Source organism: Pseudonocardia parietis (genome assembly GCF_017876315.1).
Lineage (GTDB): Bacteria > Actinomycetota > Actinomycetes > Mycobacteriales > Pseudonocardiaceae > Pseudonocardia > Pseudonocardia parietis.
Map to the genome: position 1 here is coordinate 3,316,922 of NZ_JAGINU010000001.1, position 18,158 is coordinate 3,335,079.

Annotated in this window: 22 protein-coding genes and 1 pseudogene; 14 read left to right on the forward strand and 9 right to left on the reverse strand. The window is 70.7% G+C overall.

Annotated features, from left to right (window positions below; translation table 11 throughout):
• Positions 1–2: 2 nt before the first annotated feature.
• The 5 genes from JOF36_RS15730 to JOF36_RS15750 all read left to right on the forward strand — a co-directional run bounded on the left by JOF36_RS15730 (position 3) and on the right by JOF36_RS15750 (position 3,740).
• On the forward strand, positions 3–671 hold the full coding sequence (locus tag JOF36_RS15730) for an urease accessory protein UreF (protein WP_210027604.1): 669 nt from the start codon (positions 3–5) through the stop codon (positions 669–671).
• Positions 664–1,344, forward strand: a complete 681-nt coding sequence (gene ureG / locus JOF36_RS15735; RefSeq protein WP_245350856.1) for an urease accessory protein UreG — start codon at positions 664–666, stop codon at positions 1,342–1,344. Before JOF36_RS15730 ends, ureG begins: the two co-directional genes overlap by 8 nt.
• Positions 1,341–2,069, forward strand: coding sequence for an urease accessory protein UreD (locus JOF36_RS15740; RefSeq protein WP_210027605.1), 729 nt, complete (start codon positions 1,341–1,343; stop codon positions 2,067–2,069). Before ureG ends, JOF36_RS15740 begins: the two co-directional genes overlap by 4 nt.
• Before the next feature lie 237 nt (positions 2,070–2,306).
• Positions 2,307–2,507 (forward strand): cold-shock protein, encoded by a 201-nt coding sequence (locus JOF36_RS15745; protein ID WP_210027606.1) that lies wholly within the window; start codon positions 2,307–2,309, stop codon positions 2,505–2,507.
• A 249-nt stretch (positions 2,508–2,756) separates the two neighbouring features.
• Entirely contained in the window at positions 2,757–3,740 is a 984-nt protein-coding gene (locus tag JOF36_RS15750; RefSeq protein ID WP_210027607.1) for an acyl-CoA desaturase, read from the forward strand.
• A gap of 87 nt (positions 3,741–3,827) precedes the next feature.
• Here JOF36_RS15750 and JOF36_RS15755 read toward each other — a convergent pair whose 3' ends face one another.
• Both JOF36_RS15755 and JOF36_RS15760 read right to left on the reverse strand, forming a co-directional pair.
• Positions 3,828–4,361, reverse strand: coding sequence for a carboxymuconolactone decarboxylase family protein (locus JOF36_RS15755; RefSeq protein WP_210027608.1), 534 nt, complete (start codon positions 4,359–4,361; stop codon positions 3,828–3,830).
• Positions 4,362–4,561: 200 nt separating this feature from the next.
• Positions 4,562–5,461 carry a LysR family transcriptional regulator gene (locus JOF36_RS15760; protein WP_210027612.1) on the reverse strand — a complete coding sequence of 300 codons (900 nt, stop codon included), beginning with the start codon at positions 5,459–5,461 and terminating at the stop codon, positions 4,562–4,564.
• A 145-nt stretch (positions 5,462–5,606) separates the two neighbouring features.
• Here JOF36_RS15760 and JOF36_RS15765 point away from each other — a divergent pair, with 145 nt between their 5' ends.
• Both JOF36_RS15765 and JOF36_RS15770 read left to right on the forward strand, forming a co-directional pair.
• Entirely contained in the window at positions 5,607–6,086 is a 480-nt protein-coding gene (locus tag JOF36_RS15765; protein ID WP_210027614.1) for a hypothetical protein, read from the forward strand.
• A 115-nt stretch (positions 6,087–6,201) separates the two neighbouring features.
• A complete protein-coding gene (locus JOF36_RS15770) occupies positions 6,202–6,954 on the forward strand; it encodes a sulfite exporter TauE/SafE family protein (RefSeq protein ID WP_210027617.1) in 753 nt (250 codons plus the stop codon).
• A gap of 577 nt (positions 6,955–7,531) precedes the next feature.
• Here JOF36_RS15770 and JOF36_RS15775 read toward each other — a convergent pair.
• Genes JOF36_RS15775 through JOF36_RS15785 form a run of 3 tightly spaced genes read right to left on the reverse strand, consistent with a single transcriptional unit; the run spans position 7,532 to position 11,192 of the window.
• The gene (locus JOF36_RS15775) at positions 7,532–8,575 is read right to left on the reverse strand and encodes an ABC transporter ATP-binding protein (RefSeq protein WP_210027618.1); all 1,044 of its coding nucleotides are present in this window, start codon (positions 8,573–8,575) and stop codon (positions 7,532–7,534) included.
• On the reverse strand, positions 8,575–10,119 hold the full coding sequence (locus JOF36_RS15780) for an ABC transporter permease (protein ID WP_245350857.1): 1,545 nt from the start codon (positions 10,117–10,119) through the stop codon (positions 8,575–8,577). The genes JOF36_RS15775 and JOF36_RS15780 overlap by 1 nt, the downstream gene beginning before the upstream one ends.
• Positions 10,120–10,121: 2 nt before the next feature.
• Positions 10,122–11,192 (reverse strand): extracellular solute-binding protein, encoded by a 1,071-nt coding sequence (locus JOF36_RS15785; protein WP_210027620.1) that lies wholly within the window; start codon positions 11,190–11,192, stop codon positions 10,122–10,124.
• Positions 11,193–11,719: 527 nt separating this feature from the next.
• Between JOF36_RS15785 and JOF36_RS15790 the strand changes: the two genes are divergently transcribed.
• Entirely contained in the window at positions 11,720–11,938 is a 219-nt protein-coding gene (locus JOF36_RS15790) for a GlsB/YeaQ/YmgE family stress response membrane protein (RefSeq protein ID WP_210027621.1), read from the forward strand.
• A 78-nt stretch (positions 11,939–12,016) separates the two neighbouring features.
• Positions 12,017–12,328, forward strand: a complete 312-nt coding sequence (locus JOF36_RS15795; protein ID WP_210027622.1) for a DUF3040 domain-containing protein — start codon at positions 12,017–12,019, stop codon at positions 12,326–12,328.
• A 31-nt stretch (positions 12,329–12,359) separates the two neighbouring features.
• Here JOF36_RS15795 and JOF36_RS15800 read toward each other — a convergent pair whose 3' ends face one another.
• Together JOF36_RS15800 and JOF36_RS15805 are read right to left on the reverse strand one after the other, a co-directional pair.
• A complete protein-coding gene (locus JOF36_RS15800) occupies positions 12,360–12,611 on the reverse strand; it encodes a hypothetical protein (protein ID WP_210027623.1) in 252 nt (83 codons plus the stop codon).
• 704 nt (positions 12,612–13,315) lie between these two features.
• Entirely contained in the window at positions 13,316–13,939 is a 624-nt protein-coding gene (locus tag JOF36_RS15805; RefSeq protein WP_210027624.1) for a TetR family transcriptional regulator, read from the reverse strand.
• Between the two features lie 212 nt (positions 13,940–14,151).
• Here JOF36_RS15805 and JOF36_RS15810 point away from each other — a divergent pair, with 212 nt between their 5' ends.
• From JOF36_RS15810 to JOF36_RS41620, 5 genes and pseudogenes are all read left to right on the forward strand, one after another.
• Entirely contained in the window at positions 14,152–15,273 is a 1,122-nt protein-coding gene (locus JOF36_RS15810; RefSeq protein ID WP_307862398.1) for a cytochrome P450, read from the forward strand.
• A 4-nt stretch (positions 15,274–15,277) separates the two neighbouring features.
• Entirely contained in the window at positions 15,278–15,535 is a 258-nt protein-coding gene (locus JOF36_RS15815; RefSeq protein WP_210036442.1) for a hypothetical protein, read from the forward strand.
• Between the two features lie 53 nt (positions 15,536–15,588).
• A complete protein-coding gene (locus JOF36_RS39015) occupies positions 15,589–16,122 on the forward strand; it encodes an SDR family NAD(P)-dependent oxidoreductase (RefSeq protein WP_307862399.1) in 534 nt (177 codons plus the stop codon).
• A pseudogene (locus JOF36_RS41615) lies at positions 16,034–16,273 on the forward strand (recombinase family protein); the annotation flags it as partial. The gene JOF36_RS39015 and the pseudogene JOF36_RS41615, both read left to right, overlap by 89 nt.
• A 37-nt stretch (positions 16,274–16,310) precedes the next feature.
• Positions 16,311–16,499 (forward strand): helix-turn-helix domain-containing protein, encoded by a 189-nt coding sequence (locus JOF36_RS41620; protein WP_245350858.1) that lies wholly within the window; start codon positions 16,311–16,313, stop codon positions 16,497–16,499.
• A 268-nt stretch (positions 16,500–16,767) separates the two neighbouring features.
• Here JOF36_RS41620 and JOF36_RS15830 read toward each other — a convergent pair whose 3' ends face one another.
• Together JOF36_RS15830 and JOF36_RS15835 are read right to left on the reverse strand one after the other, a co-directional pair.
• The gene (locus JOF36_RS15830) at positions 16,768–17,073 is read right to left on the reverse strand and encodes a transposase (protein ID WP_210027625.1); all 306 of its coding nucleotides are present in this window, start codon (positions 17,071–17,073) and stop codon (positions 16,768–16,770) included.
• Positions 17,074–17,308: 235 nt separating this feature from the next.
• On the reverse strand, positions 17,309–18,154 hold the full coding sequence (locus JOF36_RS15835) for a CocE/NonD family hydrolase C-terminal non-catalytic domain-containing protein (RefSeq protein WP_210027626.1): 846 nt from the start codon (positions 18,152–18,154) through the stop codon (positions 17,309–17,311).
• Positions 18,155–18,158: the final 4 nt, after the last annotated feature.

Genomic DNA, 18,158 nt, shown 5'->3' on the forward strand with positions numbered 1-18,158 from the left:
GGATGTCAGCCGAGATCGGGGCGCTGCTGCTCGCGGACGCGCGACTGCCCACCGGTGCCCACGCCCATTCCGCGGGACTGGAACCCGCGCTGCTCGCGGGGATGGGCGACGAGGACGTACCGCGCTACATCGAGGCCAGGCTGCACACCGTCGGCCTGGTCGAGGCGGCCGCCGCCGTGCTCGCGCTCCGCGCCGCCCGCACCGATCCGGCCGGGCTCGGCGACGTACAGGACGCCTTGCTGGCGCGGATGCCGAGCGCCCCCGCACGCAGCGCCTCCGAGCTGCTCGGGCGTGGCCTCCTCCGGCTGGCCCGGCACCTGTGGCCGGACCACCCGGCGGTCGTCGCCGCGGGCTCGCTGGACTCGCCACCACTGCGCCCCGTCGCGCTGGGAGTCGTCGCCGCGGCGGTCGACATGGACGACGCGCAGGTCGCGCGGGCGAGCCTGTACGACGACGCCCAGACCGTGACCGCGGCGGCGCTGAAACTGCTGCCCGTGGACCCCGCCGACGCCACCGGATGGGTCCTGCACGCCGCCCCGACCGTGGAGGCCACCGTCGTCCGGGCCGTGGCCACCACCGATCCGGCATCCCTGCCGGCCCGCACCGCGCCGCTGGTCGAGCAGTACTCGCTCGACCACGCCGCCCGTTCGAGAAGGATCTTCGTTGCCTGACCGCACCTCCCGCCCGTTCCGTCTCGGGGTGGCCGGCCCCGTCGGCACCGGCAAGAGCACCCTGATCGCCACGCTGTGCCGGACGCTGTCCGCCGAGCTGCAGATGGCCGTGGTCACCAACGACATCTACACCGACGAGGACGCCCGCCTCCTGCGCGCCGCCGAGGTCCTGCCGGTGGAGCGGATCAAGGCGGTGGAGACCGGGGCGTGCCCGCACACCGCGATCCGCGACGACGTCACCGCGAACCTGCTCGCCGTCGAGGACCTGGAGGCCGCGTTCGCCCCGCTGGACCTGATCGTCGTCGAGAGCGGCGGGGACAACCTGACGGCCACGTTCAGCCCGGCCCTGGTCGACGCCCAGATCTTCTGCCTCGACGTGGCCGGCGGCGGTGACGTGGCCCGCAAGGGTGGGCCCGGTATCGAACGAGCCGACCTGCTGATCGTCAACAAGACCGACCTCGCCCCGCACGTCGAGGTCGATGTCGATCAGATGGTCGCCGACGCCAGCGCCGTCCGTGGCGGGCTGCCGGTGCTCGCCCTCAGCCGGCGCGACGCGGAGGCGGTCACCCGGCTCGGGGAGTGGGTCCGCGGCGTCGTCGGTGCCTACCGCGACGGGCGGCACGTGGCCCACGACCCCGGGCCGATGGCACCGCACTCGCACGCCCACCGGTGAACCGGCTCGATCCCGCACGGATCACCGTCGAGCGGGTCGGTGGCCGGACCCGCGTCCGCCGGCTGCACGCGAGCCGGTACCTGCGGCCACGGGTTCTCGGCGGCTCCGCCGACCGTCCACGGATCGCGCTGGTCGCCGCCTGCGCCTCGCTGCTCGCCGGGGACGACCTGCGGCTCGAGGTCGAGGTCGGCCCGGGCGCCTACCTCGAGCTGGTGGAGCCCTCCGGCACGGTCGCCTACGACGCCCGTGGCGGCCGGGCGTGCTGGACCGCATCCGTCCGGCTCGCCGCGGACGCGCGCCTGGTGTGGGACGCGGCGCCGTTCGTGGTCGCCCACGGAGCGGACGTCCACCGGCACACCGGCATCGAGCTGGCCACCGGGGCGTCGATGCTCCTGCGCGAGACGCTCGCCCTGGGGCGCAGCAACGAGCGCGGCGGAGCCCTGCGGTCGACGCTGCGGGCGGGGCTCGACGGGCGCCCGCTGCAGGTCGAGGACCTCGACCTGACCGACCCCGTACTGCGCTCGTCCCCGGGCGTCCTCGGCACGGCGCGGATCCTCGCGACCGCCACGCTGCTCGGTGTCACGCCCGAGGACCCGCTCGAACCCCGCGAGACCCGCCTCAGTGGCCCGGGGGCACTGCGACGTGAGCTCGCCGACCACGCACACCTCGCCACCTCGGCACTGGCCCCGACATGGACCCGGTGGCGCGACCTCGTCGAGAACTAGCCGGCGCAGACCGCCTGCTCGTGGCGCGGTAGCTCGTAACGGGAACACATGGCACCGACCCGGCGTTGAGGAGATCGAGGTCGTTCGGTTTCGGTGTTCGTGTTCGTCACGCTCGCAGGAACAAGTCGGTACCCGAGCCGGCCCCCGCGTCATCAGGGCGCCGGGCGCCCCGGGTGCCTGGGTCGGCCGGGCCCCGCAGTCAGCGGACAGGCCCCACCACCTGCGAGGAGCAGAAATATGACACAGGGAACTGTGAAGTGGTTCAACGGCGAGAAGGGCTTCGGCTTCATCGCCCAGGACGACGGTCCGGACGTGTTCGTGCACTACTCGGGGATCGACGCGAGCGGGTTCCGCAGTCTCGATGAGGGCCAGCGCGTCGAGTTCGATCTCGGCCAGGGCCAGAAGGGCCCGCAGGCCACTGGGGTGCGGGTCGTCTGAGCCACAGGGCCTGTACGCCACCAGCGTGCACACCCGCTGACTGATCCCACCCGTTTCACCCGGAGCCCCGCTTCCTCGCCGGAGGCGGGGCTTCGCGCGTCTGGAACGCCGCCACTGCCGGATCGCTACGCCGTCGAGTCGGACGTCCGGGCGTGAGCCGCGACATCGCGATGACTGAATATCCGTCGCGGGTGAGCGGGTACCCGGTTTGTGGCCCAGTTCTGACATCCGAGGGAGAACCATTCGTTCATGACCGCTACAGCCATGCCCGCCCGTGACAGGGCATCCACCTCCGAGGCCCCGTCGCGTGGCCGGGCGAAACCGGTGCTCGACGGGCGCCGCCCGCCGTTCGAGGCCGCCCTGGTCTACGCCTTCACCATCATCCCGATGCTCGCCCTGGTGGCGGCAGTCCCGTGGGCATGGGGATGGGGTCTGTCCTGGCTCGATGTCGGACTGGCCGCCGGGTTCTACCTGGTCTCCGCGCTCGGGGTGACCGTCGGTTTCCACCGCTACTTCACCCACCGCGCGTTCAAGGCCAACCGCGGACTGCGCAACGCCCTGGCGATCGCCGGCAGTCTGTCGCTGCAGGGTGACGTGATCACCTGGGTGGCCGACCACCGCCGCCACCACGCCTTCGCCGACAAGGAGGGTGACCCGCACTCGCCGTGGCTCTACGGAACCGGCCCGGTCGCGCTCGCGAAGGGCTTCTTCCACGCGCATCTGGGCTGGTTGTTCGACCGTGACCGCACCAACGCCGCCCGGTTCGCCCCGGACCTGCTCTCCGACCGGGACCTCGCCCGGATCAGCCGGGCGTTCCCGCTGCTGACCGTGGCGAGCCTGCTCACCCCGGCCCTGCTGGGCGGGCTCATCACGATGTCGTGGTGGGGCGCGCTCACCGCACTGTTCTGGGCCGGACTCGTGCGGGTCGCGGTGCTGCACCACGTCACCTGGTCGATCAACTCGATCTGCCACATGCTCGGCGAGCGCCCGTTCGAGGCCCGCAGCAAGGCCACCAACTTCTGGCCGCTGGCCGTGGTGTCGATGGGCGAGTCCTGGCACAACCTGCACCACGCCGACCCGACCTGTGCCCGCCACGGCGCCGAGCCGGGCCAGCTCGACCCATCGGCCCGGGTCATCCGGGTGTTCGAGAAGCTCGGCTGGGCCCACGAGGTCCGCTGGCCCACTACCGCCCGGATGGCCCGCCTGCACGAGGCGGCCAGGACCACCGGGTGAGTAGTCGCGTCGCGTACCAGCGAGCGGCTGCACGGGCCGGCCGGTCCCGAACCCGGTGTCGTCGTACCGATCCCGCCGGCGGCGACCTCATGCCCCGTCGTTCGCCCCGTTCGGCCAGCTCGGCAGGGTGTACTCCTTGACCACGCCCGCGGCGTTGAGGAAGCCGGCGGTCATCCGGTAGAAGCCCACGAGCAGCACAGTTCGCACAGTTGGGCGTCGGTGTAGCGCTCGCAGCGCGAGGGTCTCGGTCGCGAACACGCAGCGCACGAGCCCGCTGCTCAGTTCCGACCAGGTCGCGTCCGAGACGTCGGTGTGGTCGAGGACCTCATCGGTGAGTCGGAGCAGCGCCGTGTCCGGTTCGGACCAGTCTCCGCCGAGCACGACCTGTTCGATCCCGGTGTCGGTGAGTCCGGCGTCGCGGCCGATCAGGACGTGCTGGGCCCACTCGTAGTCGGAGCCGGTGCGCCACGCGGTGCGCAGGATGCACAGTTCCCGTTCACGGGCGGGCAGCTCGCCGCGGGTCAGGAAGAACCCGCCGAGGACGTTGAACCGCTTCATCATCTTCGGATGGCGGGCCATCGTCTGGAAGATCGACAGCGGAACGCCGGCGTCGTCGCTCATCGTCTTCGCCAGCAGGTCGGCGACCTCGGGTCCGGGGTTTTCGACCGGGGCGACGCGGGGAGCGGCCGATGGTGCCGAGTTCGCGGTTGTGAGTCTCCTGACGCATCTGCCGAGCTGTGACCTGTGGATCGTCGAGGAGGTCGACGGTGGTGTTGTGGAGATGTTCACCCGGGGCAACAAGTGGACGCTGCGTCGCTTTCTCAACCGTCCCTGGCGCTCCCGTTCCAGCGGTCGCGGGCGTCGAGCAGCTGGTCGGCGAACTCGTTCGCCCATCGGCTCAGGTCCGACCAGCGACGCGTCGCCAGCACGAGCTCACGCGCCGCCCACGAGTCGCTCAGCGGAATGGCGACGACTCCGTCTCCGTCATGGCGAGCGGGTGCGATAGCGACGCCCACACCGGCGGCGACGGCTCGGCGTACGGAGCGCGCATCGGAGAACCGCGCTCGATAGCGCGGCCTGCGACCGAGCGGAGCTGCGTGGTCGTGCACGAGCTCGTCGAGGGGGCTGCCCTGGACGTGTCCGACCAGCGGCTCGTCCACGACATCGGCGAACACCACGCTCGCGGATCGCGCGAGGGGATGGTCGGGGCGTACCAGGACGGCGAGGGGGTCGGGGCCCAACGACTCGACGTCCAGTCGGCCGTGCTCGACCCCGCCGGAGAGCACGCCGAGTTCCACACGGCCCTCGGCCAAGGCTGCGACGATCCTGTGGCTGGGTTGCTCGACGAGGTCGAGGTCGGCCTCGGGATGGGCGGTCAGGAAGTCGATCACCACGCTCGGGAGGAGCGTGGCGGCCGCGGTGTTGACGAGAACGGTGATCGCCGGCGCGGCGGATCCTGACAGGTCGGCCAGCTCGAGACGCATGCGGTCGTGGCGTCCCACGATTTCCCTGGCGTGCTCCAGGAGTAGCGCTCCGTGCCGGGTCGGCGATACTCCGCGGCGGTGGCGGTCCAACAGCGTGACGCCGAGGGCCCGCTCCATTCCCGCGATCCGCCCGCTCGCCGACGGCGTCGAGAGGTGAGCCGACTCGGCGGCACGAGTGATGCTGCCCTGTTCCGCGATGAGAACGAAAAGGCGGAGATCCAGGACGTCGAAGGCCATGACGACACGGTAGTGCGTTCGGCTTCACCGAAGGCACGCTTGCCTGATCCCGACTGCAGTCGGCGGCGGGCCTGCGCGAGCATCATCCACCATGAGGAGCGCAGAGTCACCTGTCAACGCCTTGCGGAGAACAACGCCGGGCCTCGTGGCGCTCGTCGTCGTCGCAGCGATCACCGTAGGTGACTTCGCGGGACTTCAAGCCGTACAGCGGGACAACCCTGGCCTCCATCGCACGGTCGCCACAGTGGTGCGCGAGAACACCGACGCCTACCCCGACGAGAACGCGCTCGTCCCGACCGTCGGATCGGTACAGGCCCGCTGGACAGATGCCGATGGACGCCCCCACCTCGGAACGATCGCCGTCTCTCGACCCATGCCCATCGGCAGCAGCCGCCCGATCTGGGTCGACAGCGAAGGGCGACCGACGTCTCCGCCTCCCGACGACACGGATGCCGCGCTGACCACCGGGTCCGTCATCCTGCTCCTGGGGCTTGCAGTGATCGTCGCCGCACGGATCCTGGCGGGTCGCTGGGCTCGTCGTGTCCTCCGATCCTCGATCGACAGGCAATGGGCGCTGATCGAGCCGCGCTGGAGTAATGGAGACAAGGGTCGAGACGCTGCCTGATCGCCTCTCGACCGTCGCGCCTTTGAGTATCTCTCTCGATTTTGGCTTCGGCTCATCCGAAGCCAGAGGAAGCTGGGTCCCGTAGGGTGCGATTGCTGACGCCACAGAGGAACGAATGCAGACGTGGGAAGCGGTCGTGGTCGTTGCCGCAGGCGTGTGGGCCGGCGTGATCAATACCGTGGTGGGGTCCGGGACCCTCGTGACGTTCCCGATCCTTGTCGCTCTCGGCTACCCGCCGGTCACGGCGACCACGTCGAACGCGATCGGACTGATATCGGGCTCGATCACCGGCGCAATCGGGTACCGCCACGACCTGGAAGGACAGGGAACCCGGGTCATCCAGTACGCGATTGTCTCCGCGGTGGGAGCTCTCGGCGGCGCTGCGTTGCTCCTGCTGCTCCCGGCAGATGCATTCGAGCTCCTCGTGCCGGCGTTGGTCGGACTGGCTGTCGTGCTCGTTGCCGTGCAGCCTGCGCTCGCGAAGCGACTCGCGAGGCGCCCTGGTGCTGACCAGCGTTCCTCGTTCGTCATCCTCCCGCTGATCGGCCTCATCGGAATGTACGGCGGCTACTTCACGGCCTCGCAGGGCATCGTGTTCGTCGGCGCCATGGGTCTTGTGATGTCCGATCCGCTGCGGCGGCTGAACGCCTTCAAGAATGCCCTCATGGCGGTCGTGAACGTCGTCGCCGGGATCGTCTACGCCTTGGTGGCGCCCGTCAGCTGGCCGATCGTGGGCCTCCTGGCGATCGGGTCGGTCGCCGGTGGACTCCTCGGAGTCCGAGTGGGTCGCAGACTGTCGCCGGCAGTTCTGCGCATCGCGATCGTCATCATCGGGACCGCAGCGATCGTCGTCCTCCTGGCGCGCTGACAGCCGCACCCTCGAACATGCCGCAAGTAGCCGGTCCCGCCTTTGACCGCGCGGGCGCGCAGCGGGCGCACCGAGCACCGCGACCGGCTGCGGGCCCGGATCGTGCTCGTCGCCGCGGCCCCACACCCTCGATCGGTCCGCTTCGACTCATGGCCCGGTACATGGTGGGTGCTCCCGCGAAGTTCGTGACGCCCAGTCGGCGGAGGACCGCGACGGTGGTCGCAGGGGTGAACCCGGCATCGCTTGGTCGCCGGCGCGGTCGGCTCCGGCCTCGTAGACGGCCACCATCCGCCAAGCCACCTACGGTCACCGCGGACGACACCGAGCGGATCCCGCTGACTGAACCGACCCCCATTTGATCCGACCCGGGTCACGTGCGGTGGCGTGGTGTGCCGGCGTGCGCTGGTTCATACCGGATCAGCCAGGCCCTCGAGGCCGAGGGAACGTCGTTCGGTTCACTCATCGTGCTGCTCACCCCAGCACGGGGGCCCGGTGTCCGACGCGCCAGGCCAACCTGGCATTGCAGACCACCCACCGGGTGCTCGTTCGTTTCCATGACCACGGCTTTGCGGGGTGCTCACTGGTCGGTTGTGGCTGCTCCCGGGAAGAATCGGGCATGGCCGTCCACCTCGACCGCGACCCGGTCGCCGGTTCGCACCGGCGACGGGCCCGGGACCCGGGCCAGTAGGTCGATGCCGTCGAGGTCGAGGGCGGCGGTGGCGTCGGGGCCGTGGAAGACGACATCGATGATCTTCGCCGTCGGTTCGCGGTCGCCGTCCGGCGTGCGTAGCCGTAGCTGCTCGGGCCGCAGCAGGACCCGGCCGGGGCCGTGGCCGGCGGGCACCGGGATCCGGCCGAGGACGGTGCCCGCCGTGCCGTGCGCCGCGTGCGCGTCCAGTACCACGGCGTCGCCGACGAAGGTGCCCACCCCGATGTCGGCGGGGGCGTGGTAGAGGGTCCGCGGCGGGGCGCACTGCACCACCCGGCCGCCGCGCAGGACGGCGACCAGATCTGCTGTGCCGAGCGCTTCCTGCTGGTCGTGGGTGACCAGCACCGCCGTCGCGCCGGCCGCGGTGAGCGCGGCCCGTACCTGCCCGCGGACCTCGGCGCGAAGTCCGGCATCCAACGCGACGAAGGGTTCGTCGAGCAGGACCAGGGCCGGGGCGGGCGCGAGTGCGCGAGCCAGCGCCACCCGTTGCTGCTGGCCGCCGGACAGCTCCGCGGGCATCCGTTCGCCGTAGCCGCCGAGCCCGACCAGGTCCAGCGCCTGCGACACCCGGTCGCCGCGGCGGGCGCGGCGGTCGAGCCCGAATCCCACGTTGGCCGCGACGTCGAGGTGGCCGAACAGTGCGCCCTCCTGCGAGACCAGGCCGACCCGGCGTCGTTCCGGGGCCACGGCGACCCGGTCGCCGGCGACGAGCCGGCCGTCCAGGTGCACGGTTCCCCGGTCGACGGGATGGAACCCGGCGACCGCTCGTAGCAGCGTGGTCTTGCCGCAGCCGGACCCGCCGAGCACAGCGGCCAGCGTTCCGGCCGGCACACTCAGGTCCACACCGGACAGAACCGGGGTTCCGGGATGTCCGGCGTGGACGTCGCGCAGCACCAACGCAGGCTCTTCCATCAGTCCCCTCCTCTGCGCCGGAGTACCCGGTCGAGCACGAGCGTCGGGATCGCGGCCAGCGCGACGAGCACGACCGCGTACGGTGCGGCGGCCGCGAACTGGCTCGCGCCGGTGCGGGACCAGATCGCCATCGCCAGTGTCTCGGTGCCGGTCGGGCGGAGCATCAGCGTGGCAGGTAGTTCCCTCGCGACGGACACGAACACCAGTGAGGCTGCTGCCGTGATTCCGGGGGCGGCCAGCGGGACGGTGACCCTGGCCAGGGTCTGCATCCGCCCGCGGCCCAGTGAGCGGGAGGCCTCCTCGAGCTGCACGGGCGCGTCGGCGACCGCGGTCCGCACGATCCCGACTGCCAGGGGCAGGAACAGCACCGCATAGCCGACGATCAGCATCGGCAGCTGCTGGTAGAGGTTCGGGAAGACCCGGATCCCCATGTACACCAGTGCCAGCCCGACCGTGACCCCCGGCAGGGCGAAGCCGAGGTACGTGATGCTCTCCAGGGTCCGAACCAGCCGTCCCCGGTCGCGGGCGGCGAGCACCCCGACCGGCAGTGCGAGGGCAACGGTGAGCAGCGCGCCGAGGCCGGCGACACCGAAGCTGTCCAGGGCGGCAGTGGCGAGGTGCGCGAAGTCGATGCCGGCGGACGCGCCGGCTACCGTCCAGATCACCAGGCTGTACGCCGGGACGGCGAGCGAGACCCCGATGACGGACACGACGAACAGCAGCCCGGCGGGTGTCCACCGACCCAGCGCCGTGGGCCCAGCCCGGCGGCCTGCACCCCGCCCGACCCGCTCCGTCGACCGGCCACGGGCCCGCGCCTCCGCGACGGTGACGACGGCGGCGAGCGCGACCAGCGCCGACCCCAGCACGGCGGCCGAGGTCGGGTCGAACGTCGACCGGTAGCGGGTGAAGATGCCGAGTGTGAAGGTGTCGAAGCGCATCAGCGACGGCACTCCGAAGTCGCTGATCACCGAGAGCGCGACGAGCAGCGCCCCGGCGAGCACGGCCGGCCACACCCGGCGCAGCGTGACCGTCAGCAGGACCTGCACCGGGCCGCGGCCGAGTGACCGCGCGGCCTCCTCCATACCCGCGTCGCCGCGCGAGAGCGTCGCAGAGACCGCGAGGAATACGTACGGGAAACTGACCGAGCTCAGCACCAGCAGGGTTCCGCTGAACCCGCCGAACCCCGGGAACGCCGAGATCCAGCCGAAGCCGGCGACATAGGACGGCACCGCCAGTGGCAGCGCGAACAACACCCCCCACACCCGCCGGCCGGGCAGGTCGGTCCGCACGACCAGCCACGCCGCCACGGTGCCCACGACCATGCAGATCGCCGTCGCGGCGCCGGTCAGCAGGACGGTGTTTCCGAATAGCTGCCCGGTACGCGGCCGGGTCAGCACGTCGGTGACATACCTCGGCCCGCGGTCGAAGGAACGGACCGCGAGATAGGCGAGCGGGGTGAGCACCAGCAGCCCGGCCAGTGCGGCACCGGCCAGCAGCGCCGGTGCCGCCCCGCCGGACCGCCGGCGGGCAGGAGTGCGGAGCATACTCAGCTGATGCCGGTCTCTTGCAGCATCTCCAGGGTCTGTTCCAACGACCGCAGCTCGGCCAGCTCGATGTCGGGCTGCTCCAGCTCGGTGATGTCGGGCATCTCGTAGACGGTGGAGGTGATCCCGGACCGGACGGAATACTCACCGGAGGTGTCGGCGAAGTACTGCTGGGCGACCTCGGAGGTGAGGAAGCCGACCAGCTGCTGGGCCCGGGCGGGGTCAGCCGCGGTGTCCATCACACCCGCCCCCGCCACGTTGACCAGGCCGAGCGGGTCCCCGCCGACGTGGTGGTTGCGGGTGCGCAGGTTCTCCTCGCCGAGCTCCTCCATCTTCGAGTAGATGTAGTAATGGTTGACCAGCCCGATCTGGATCTGGTCGTTCTCGATGCCGTCGATCACGCCGTGGTTGTCGCTGTAGCGTTCCGGGTTCTGCGCGTTGAACGCCTCCAGCCACGCGCGGGCGCCGTCGTCGCCCCGCTCGAGCCGGACCGCGGTGACGAACGTGTTCCACGACGAGTTGCCGGGCGGGAACCCGATTTGACCTTCCCAGCGCGGGTCGAGCAGGTCGTCGAGGCTCTGCGGCAGCTCCTCGGGGGTCAACGACTGCGCGTCGTAGGCGATCACGCGGGCGCGTGCGGAGGTCGCGGCCCAGGTCTCGTCGGGGGCGACGTAGCCCTCGGCGATCCCGTCGAAGACCTCCTCGGGCAGCGGGGTGAGCCGGCCGGCCGCCGACAACGCCCCGAGCGCCCCGGCGTCTTGGGCGAAGAACACGTCGGCGGGGCTGGCGTCGCCCTCCTCGAGGACCTGGGCGACGAGCTCGGCAGTGTCGCCGTAGCGGACCTCGAGCGCGATACCGGACTCGGCCTCGAACTGTTGGAGCATCGCCTCAACCCGACCCTGGGAGCGTCCCGAATAGACGGTGAGCGACTCCTGCGCGGCAGTCGCGCCGCCGGCGGTCGCGGCCTCGTCGTCGGCGGGTGCGCCTCCGCAGGCCGTCAGTGCCAGCGCGACAACAGCTCCGGTGGCCAGCAGTCTCCAGTGGTGGGACGTCGGTTGGTCGGTGATCGGCATTGATCGCTCCAGGGTCGAATCACGACAGTCGCCGGCGCGACGCTACCCTGAAAGAGACATTCAGGATGAAACGAACATCCGCGCGGATCGCTCAGAAGCGGACCGGCCCTGCCGACCTCGCAGGCCAACTGGAAGATCGAATGGCTCCGCCGCACCCTGGCTGCCACGTCCCGGGTTTCTGGCGGTACCTCCCGGTCACCGGCTCTACACGCTGTGGGTGCGTCGCCTACACATGGCGTTCCCCGACCGCACCCGCCGCGAAGACGTCCAGCGACCCCGTCGACCGACTCCACACGTTCCGGAACCGGGCCGCCACCACGAACCGCTCCTCGTGGCAGCCCTCCTGGCCCGAGACATCCTGGCCGTCGCAGCTCTCCTCTCGGAGCCGCTGCGCGATCACATCGACGCCCGCAGCGTCACCCTGGAGCTGAACCGGCAGCGCCTGCTGGCTGACCGGTGGGCCGCGACTACTGCCCCGCGACCTGAATCCGCGTCCCGGCCGGGGCGGCCGCCGGCACGGCGCCAGCATGATCATGCCGGGCAGGACCCTGCTCAACGTTGCCCTCACGACCCTGATCGGGATCGTCGGCGCCGTAGCCGGCGGCTACATCGGCTGGATGATCTTCAACTCCGGGCTCGACATGTTCTTCGACCTGAACACCTGGATCCTGGCTCTGGTCGGCGCAGTGGTCCTGCTCGGCATCTGGCGCCTGGTCGCCGGCCGGCGCACCCGAGCGGGCGTCTGAGTGAGCGGGGAACCATGCCCGTCACACCGCCACCCCCCGCCGCCCGGGGCACCCGATCCGCAGCCGCGCCCGCATACCGTGCCGCTGAACCGCTGCGAGGAACGCAGCCTGTCCGAGCTGGAGCACGAGCTACGCCGCTCCGCCCCGGACCTGGACACGGAGATGTCGGCCCTGACCGCCGCGACCACCGGCCACCCCGGTGCCGCCTGGGGCATGGCCGACCGGGTCCTACGGGCGGTCGCGATCGGCGTGATCTTGCTGGTCCTGCTGCCCTGGCAGTGGCTGGCCGTGGTTGCCTGGATCGGCCTGCTGCTGGGCGTCCCGGTCGCAATGGTGTGGGCCTGGCGAAACGCCGACGCCCACGAGGGCAACGCCGAACGGAACCCCTGACCGGCGCCACCGGAGCTCCGACGCCGGGCCGTCACCAGTCCCGGTCCCCGGCCCTCCACCGCCGGATCACGTCCCGCATCCCGCCCGTCGGGTCCGGCTCCTGCGGCCGCCGGGACCGGGCCGCGCGCCGCCGGGCCGCGAGGGTCCGCGCGAGCTCCGCCCGGCCTTGGTCTGTCACCTGGTGGTCGGCGTCGAGGAGCCCGGACCGGCGCAGCCACCGCAGCGCGACCCTCGGCTGATACACCGGGTCGGCGCCACCCTCGGCGAGCCGCCACAAGGTCACGCGCTGGAGGGGACTACCCGACTGCTGCCCCGGCGCCGGACCGGACGCGGCCGAGCTGGCCGCCGACCCCGAAATCATCACCATCACGAGGAACGCCACCGGGCTCAGCCCGATGTAGCCCAACACCAGTCCACCGATCGCGAGCCCGTCACCGCGCTTCAACCCGGGCCGCGTCTCCGACCGGCCGAGTGCCCAAGAGCACCGCCAGCAGCGACCTCAGCCCGCCGAGCCACAGGATCACCAGCACCAGCGACACCAGCTTTCCTCACCGCGCTGGGGGTGCCTCCGCTGGCCAACGCGGCCTGACCACCGGCCTACCGAAGGCGGCACGGACCGGACAGGACGCCTGCGCCGCCGACTTCGGCATCGGTCTCGTCCCGCCCGGGGGCACCCCGGCCTGGGCTGCGGACACCTTGATCCGCACCCTGAGCGAGGCCAGTCTGCTGCTGGAGGCGATCGAACCGGCCCGCCACGTCGGCCACCGTGCCGCGCAGCTCGCTGCCGTTGGGTCGGGGCTCGGTGTGCTGCTCGCCCTGCTCGGGCCTGCGGTCGGCGCCCCTGCGCGCGCCTCGGTCGCCGTGCACACCGCCGCGCTGTGCGCCTATGGAGGTCGACGGCGAGGCCCACCGGCCGTGGCGGTGGGGCAGCTAGTGCCGCGTCCGAGAACCTTCAGGCGCGCGAACAACAGCGACTCACTAGAACGGTCACCGGTGCTGCGCCTGCCGGTCGAGCCCGTCGGCGAGCAGCACGAACGACGCCGTCACCTCGTGGCGGAGCAGATCGCTGGAGGGATTCTCGCCCGCGTCGAGCCAGCGGCGCAGGGACAGGCGGAGCGCAGCCATCGCGGCGGCGGCACAGAGCTCCGGGTAGATCGCGGGAGCGCCCGGGGGTACGCGCCGGGCGATTACCTCGGCGAGCGTCGCCTCGTACTCCGACTGCATCGCCATCTGGCGGGAGACCAGCGTCGGGCTGTCCCTGACGACCCTCATCGCAGTGAGGTGGTCGTGGCCGCCCGTGACCTCCGACTCGATCACACAGATGGCCGCCTCACGCAGGGCGGTGATCGCCGGTTCGTTCGCCGGGCGCGCCCGGACCTCGTCGATCAGGGAGTCGATGCCCGGTGCGGTGCTGGCGAGCACCGCGTCCTCTTTGGTGGGGAAGTAGTTGAAAAAGGTCCGCAGGCCGACGTCCGCCCTCGCGGCGATCTCCTCGACCGTCACGTTCTCGACACCGTGCTGGGCGAACAGTCGCAGGGCCGCCTCCTGGATGGCGTTGCGGGTCGCCATCTTCTTGCGTGCCCGCCTGCCGGTCGCGACGTCGTTCGTCACGTCGTCCATCCCCTTCGCCGGTTCCCCGTCGCGGCAGCTGCCACGTCGCAGGGCGATCGTGGCACGTCGTGCAATTTTGCGCGAGATGCGTCTTGACGGGTCGGTCCGCGGCGCGGTTCAGTAAAAGAGTGACCTCAGAGCCGAGCGCCGCTCCACCACCTGCCACCCGTCCGCAGCGGACGGGCTTTGATCCGGTACCTCAACTCGTCGCCGTGCGGGACTCGATCGGCATCGCGCCCGTCGAGATGCCGACCTTCGGGCGGAGGGCCTACATCCTCACCCGCCACGCGGACATCAAGAAGGTCCTCAGCGACAGTGAGAACTTCAGTGTCGGTTTCGACCTGGAGGACTCCCGGGCCGACCCGCGCAACGCCCTGGGACAGCGTGCCGGGAACCTCCTGGTGATGGACGCCCCGGACCACACGCGGCTGCGCCGACTGCTCACCGGTGAGTTCACCGTTCGTCGGATGAAGAGGCTGGAGCCGCGCATCGAGGCGATCGTCGAGGAACACCTCGATGCGATGGAGCGCACGGGGCCGCCCGCCGACCTGGTCGCCGACTTCGCGCTGCCGATCCCCTCGCTGGTGATCTGCGAGCTCCTCGGGGTGCCGGTCGAGGACCAGCCGGAGTTCCAGGCGCGGACCCGTAGGCAGATGGAGATCGGCCTGACACCCGAGCAGGTCATCGCCCTGGCGGACGAGTCGCTGGAGTACATGCGCACGTTGGTCGACCGCAAGATCAAGGACCCGCAGGACGACATCCTGGGCATGCTGGTGCGGAAACACAGCGACGACGTGACGCGGGACGAGTTGGTCGGGATCGCGGGCCTGCTGCTGCTGGCCGGACACGAGACCACGTCGAACCAGCTGGGACTGGGGACGCTGGCCCTGCTGCAGCACCCGGAACAGCTCGCACTCGTGCGGGACGACCCGAGCGCCGTGGCCCCTGCGGTCGAGGAGATGCTGCGCTGGCTCAGCATCGTCAGCGGCGGCGGCCCGCGGATGGCGAAGCGGGACGTCGAGGTCGCCGGGCGGGTGATCAAGGAGGGAGAGCTGATCGCCTTCAACCTGACCGCCGCGAACCGGGACCCCGCCTTCCTCGCCGAGGAACCCGACCGGCTGGACGTGCGCCGCAAGCAGACCACGCACCTCGCCTTCGGACACGGCGGGCACCACTGTCTCGGCGCCCCGCTGGCGCGGCTGGAGATGCGGATCGCGTTCCCGGCGCTGCTGCGCCGCTTCCCGGACCTCGCCCTGGCCTGCGACTTCGACGAGATCCCGTTCGCGGTGACAAAGAACATCCACGGTCTCGAGGCCCTCCCGGTGCGGTGGTGAATGTGTGCTAGACCACAGCTTGGCGGAAGGGGGCGTCCCCCTGATCGCGGTCGCCATGGACCGGGTGGTCATCCGGTTCGGGAACTCGGGTGACGGCATGCAGCTCACGGGGGACCGGTTCACCTCGGAGACGGTGTCGTTCGGCAACGACGCGATGTCTCTCGGAGGAAGAACCGCGGTCGTCACCGGCGGCGGCAGTGGGATCGGCCGGGTCTGTGCGACCGTGCTGGTGGCGAGCCGCGGCGCGGCCGTCGCGGTGTGAGATCTCGACGGGGACGGCGCGAGCAGACGCTGGCCACTCTCCGGGAGTCCGGCGTGACGGGCATCGCTGTCGAGGCGAACTGTGCGCGGGCCGAAGGCGTCTTCGCGGTGGCCCGCACTCACGCCGAACTCGCGCCGGTCACCGTTCCGGTGAACAACGCCGGGGCCACGAAGTACGAGCCCTTCACCGAACGCGCCGAGCAGAAGTGGGACGAGACGGTCGAGAGTGACCTGGAAGGTCCGTTCCTGGTCACCAGGGCAATTGTCGGCGACATGCTCGACGCCGGCCGGGGCGAATCGTCAACATCTCGTCCTCCTCGACCCAGAGCGGTTCACCGAGCCTCGCCCGGCGAAAGGCGGGGTGATCGGATTCACCAAGGCACTGACGATCGAGTATGCGGGCACCGGCATCACCGCCAACGACGTGCCACCGGGCTTCGTCGACACCCCCTGATGGGGCACCCTCGCCGGCCCGGCAGTCGTCGCCGCGCGGATGCCGATGAAGCGCACGGCCGCTGCGGAGGACGTCGCGCACGCCGTCACCTACCATGCCGCGCCCGGCGACACCCTCGTGGTCACGAAGCTTGATCGCCTCGCCCGCTCGGTGCCCGACGCCCGTGCGATCGCCGACGAGCTCACCGCCGGCGAGATCAAGCTCTGCATCGGCGGCTCGGTGCACGACCTCACCGACCCGATCGGCCGGCTGCTGTTCAACGCACTCGCCGTGATCGCCGAGTTCGAGGCCGACCTCGTCAGGATGAGGACACGAGAGGGGTATGAAGGTCGCCAGAGCCAAGGGCCGGCTGCGCGGCGAGCAGCCCAAGCTCTCGCCGCGGCAGGAAGCGCACCTCGTCTCACTCCACGCCGCCGGCGAGCACACCATCAGCGAGCTCGAGGAGCTCTTCTCCGTCACCCGCTCTACGGTCTACCGAGCGCTCGCCCGCGCTCGCGCGAAGGTGGGCTGACCCGGCCCGGCCGTCACCTTGCACCCGGGTCTTCGGGAGTCCTGGACTCCTCGCCTGGGGACGAGGCGGGCAACACCTGCGTCGCCACCGCGATCTCCCCCCCCGTGCGACCACCATCCCCGCAGCTCAGGAGGCTACTCAGCCGTATCCGCCCGATTTTCGGCGAGTACTACGGCGACCCCGACCTGGACGCCTTGCTCGGTGAGTATGCGGCAGATCGACTCGACCCTGTAATGACACGCACGCATCTGGGCGATGAACTCACAGATCAGCGGTGGCGAGGGTCGAGTTCCCTCGCGAAGAAAATCGAGGCAGCCTTGAGAATCTCGTTGGCCTCTTTCAGATCCCGGACCTCACGTTCCAGGTCCTTGATCCGCTGCCGCTCGGCCGAGGTCGGCCACTGCTGGGCGTCGATCCGGGCCTGCACCGTCCACTGGCGCAGCGACTCGACTCCCACTCCGACCTTCGGGCCGATCGCTTGGCACGGCGCGTACACCGACCGGTACTCGTCGAGGTGGTCGAGCACCATCTTCACGGCCCGTGCACGCTGCTCGGGCGGGTACCGCTTGGACATGATCCACATCCTCCACAAGGAAGGAAGCGGCACCGAACCCGGGACGGTTCAGCCGGGAACTGCTTCGGAAAGTAGGCCGATGACGGGTACCTCCGCGACGGCGTCGCCGAGGTACCCGTTGGCCGGTGCTCCGCCCACGAGGGGGCCACGGATCTGTGTCGCCAGCGGAAGCGGCTACCTCGTCACTTCCTTACAGCCGCCACTGGCTGTGCGAGCAGATCCGCCGGCCGGCTGCTCACGGAGCCGGGATCGCCGGGAGGAGCGGGTACGACTTCACATCGGGAGCGAAGTGCAGGGTGACCGTGCCGCCGAAGATCTCTGCTGGACGATCCTCCGGGTCGGTGTGGATGAACGGGCCGACGCCCGTCGTCGGGTACATCGCGTTCTCGATCTCCGTGCCCTCGTTCCGGTAGTCCCGGCCGCCGATGCCCAGCTCGAGGACGTAGCCGGCCGAGACCACGATGCTCGTCGGCCAGATCTCGACGTCGACATCGACGGGCTGACCGGGGACGAGCGGCTCGATGGTGTCGTGGCTGTGCACCGGTCGATAGGGCTCGGACCTGTCGGGGTCGAGACGCCGGTGGGAGGCGCGGAGGCATCCCAGCGCGATCGGAACCTTGGGGTCGTTGGGCCCGATGAACGTGACCTCGGAACCCTGCGGGTCGTAGAGGCTCAGGCTCAGGCTCAGGAACAGGTCGGCGTCGGCCGTGGCGGACGAGATCCGCAGCTTCGCGGCGGCCGGACCGGTGAACTCGCGATCGTGATCGGCAGGCGGGAGCGCGAAGCGCACGTCCTCGTGCTCCGGCTCGTAGCTCACCGTGCCCGGGGCGCTCGGCGTGCTCCGCAGGTCCATGGTGTCCGGGCAGAGACGGAACTCCGTCCACTCGGTCCGCGCGAGCGGCCACTCCTCCTCGAATCGCGGTTCGAATCTCTCTCCCGGTCGGCGCACGAGGAGCTCGACGGGAGGGCGATCCGGCCAGCCGTTCTGCTCGTCCTTCAGGAACGTGCCGAAAATTGCTTCTGAAGCCCGAGCGGTGCCCCTGCTGTCGGCCGGTAACTGGGGCGGGATGGGTTTGCACACCCGC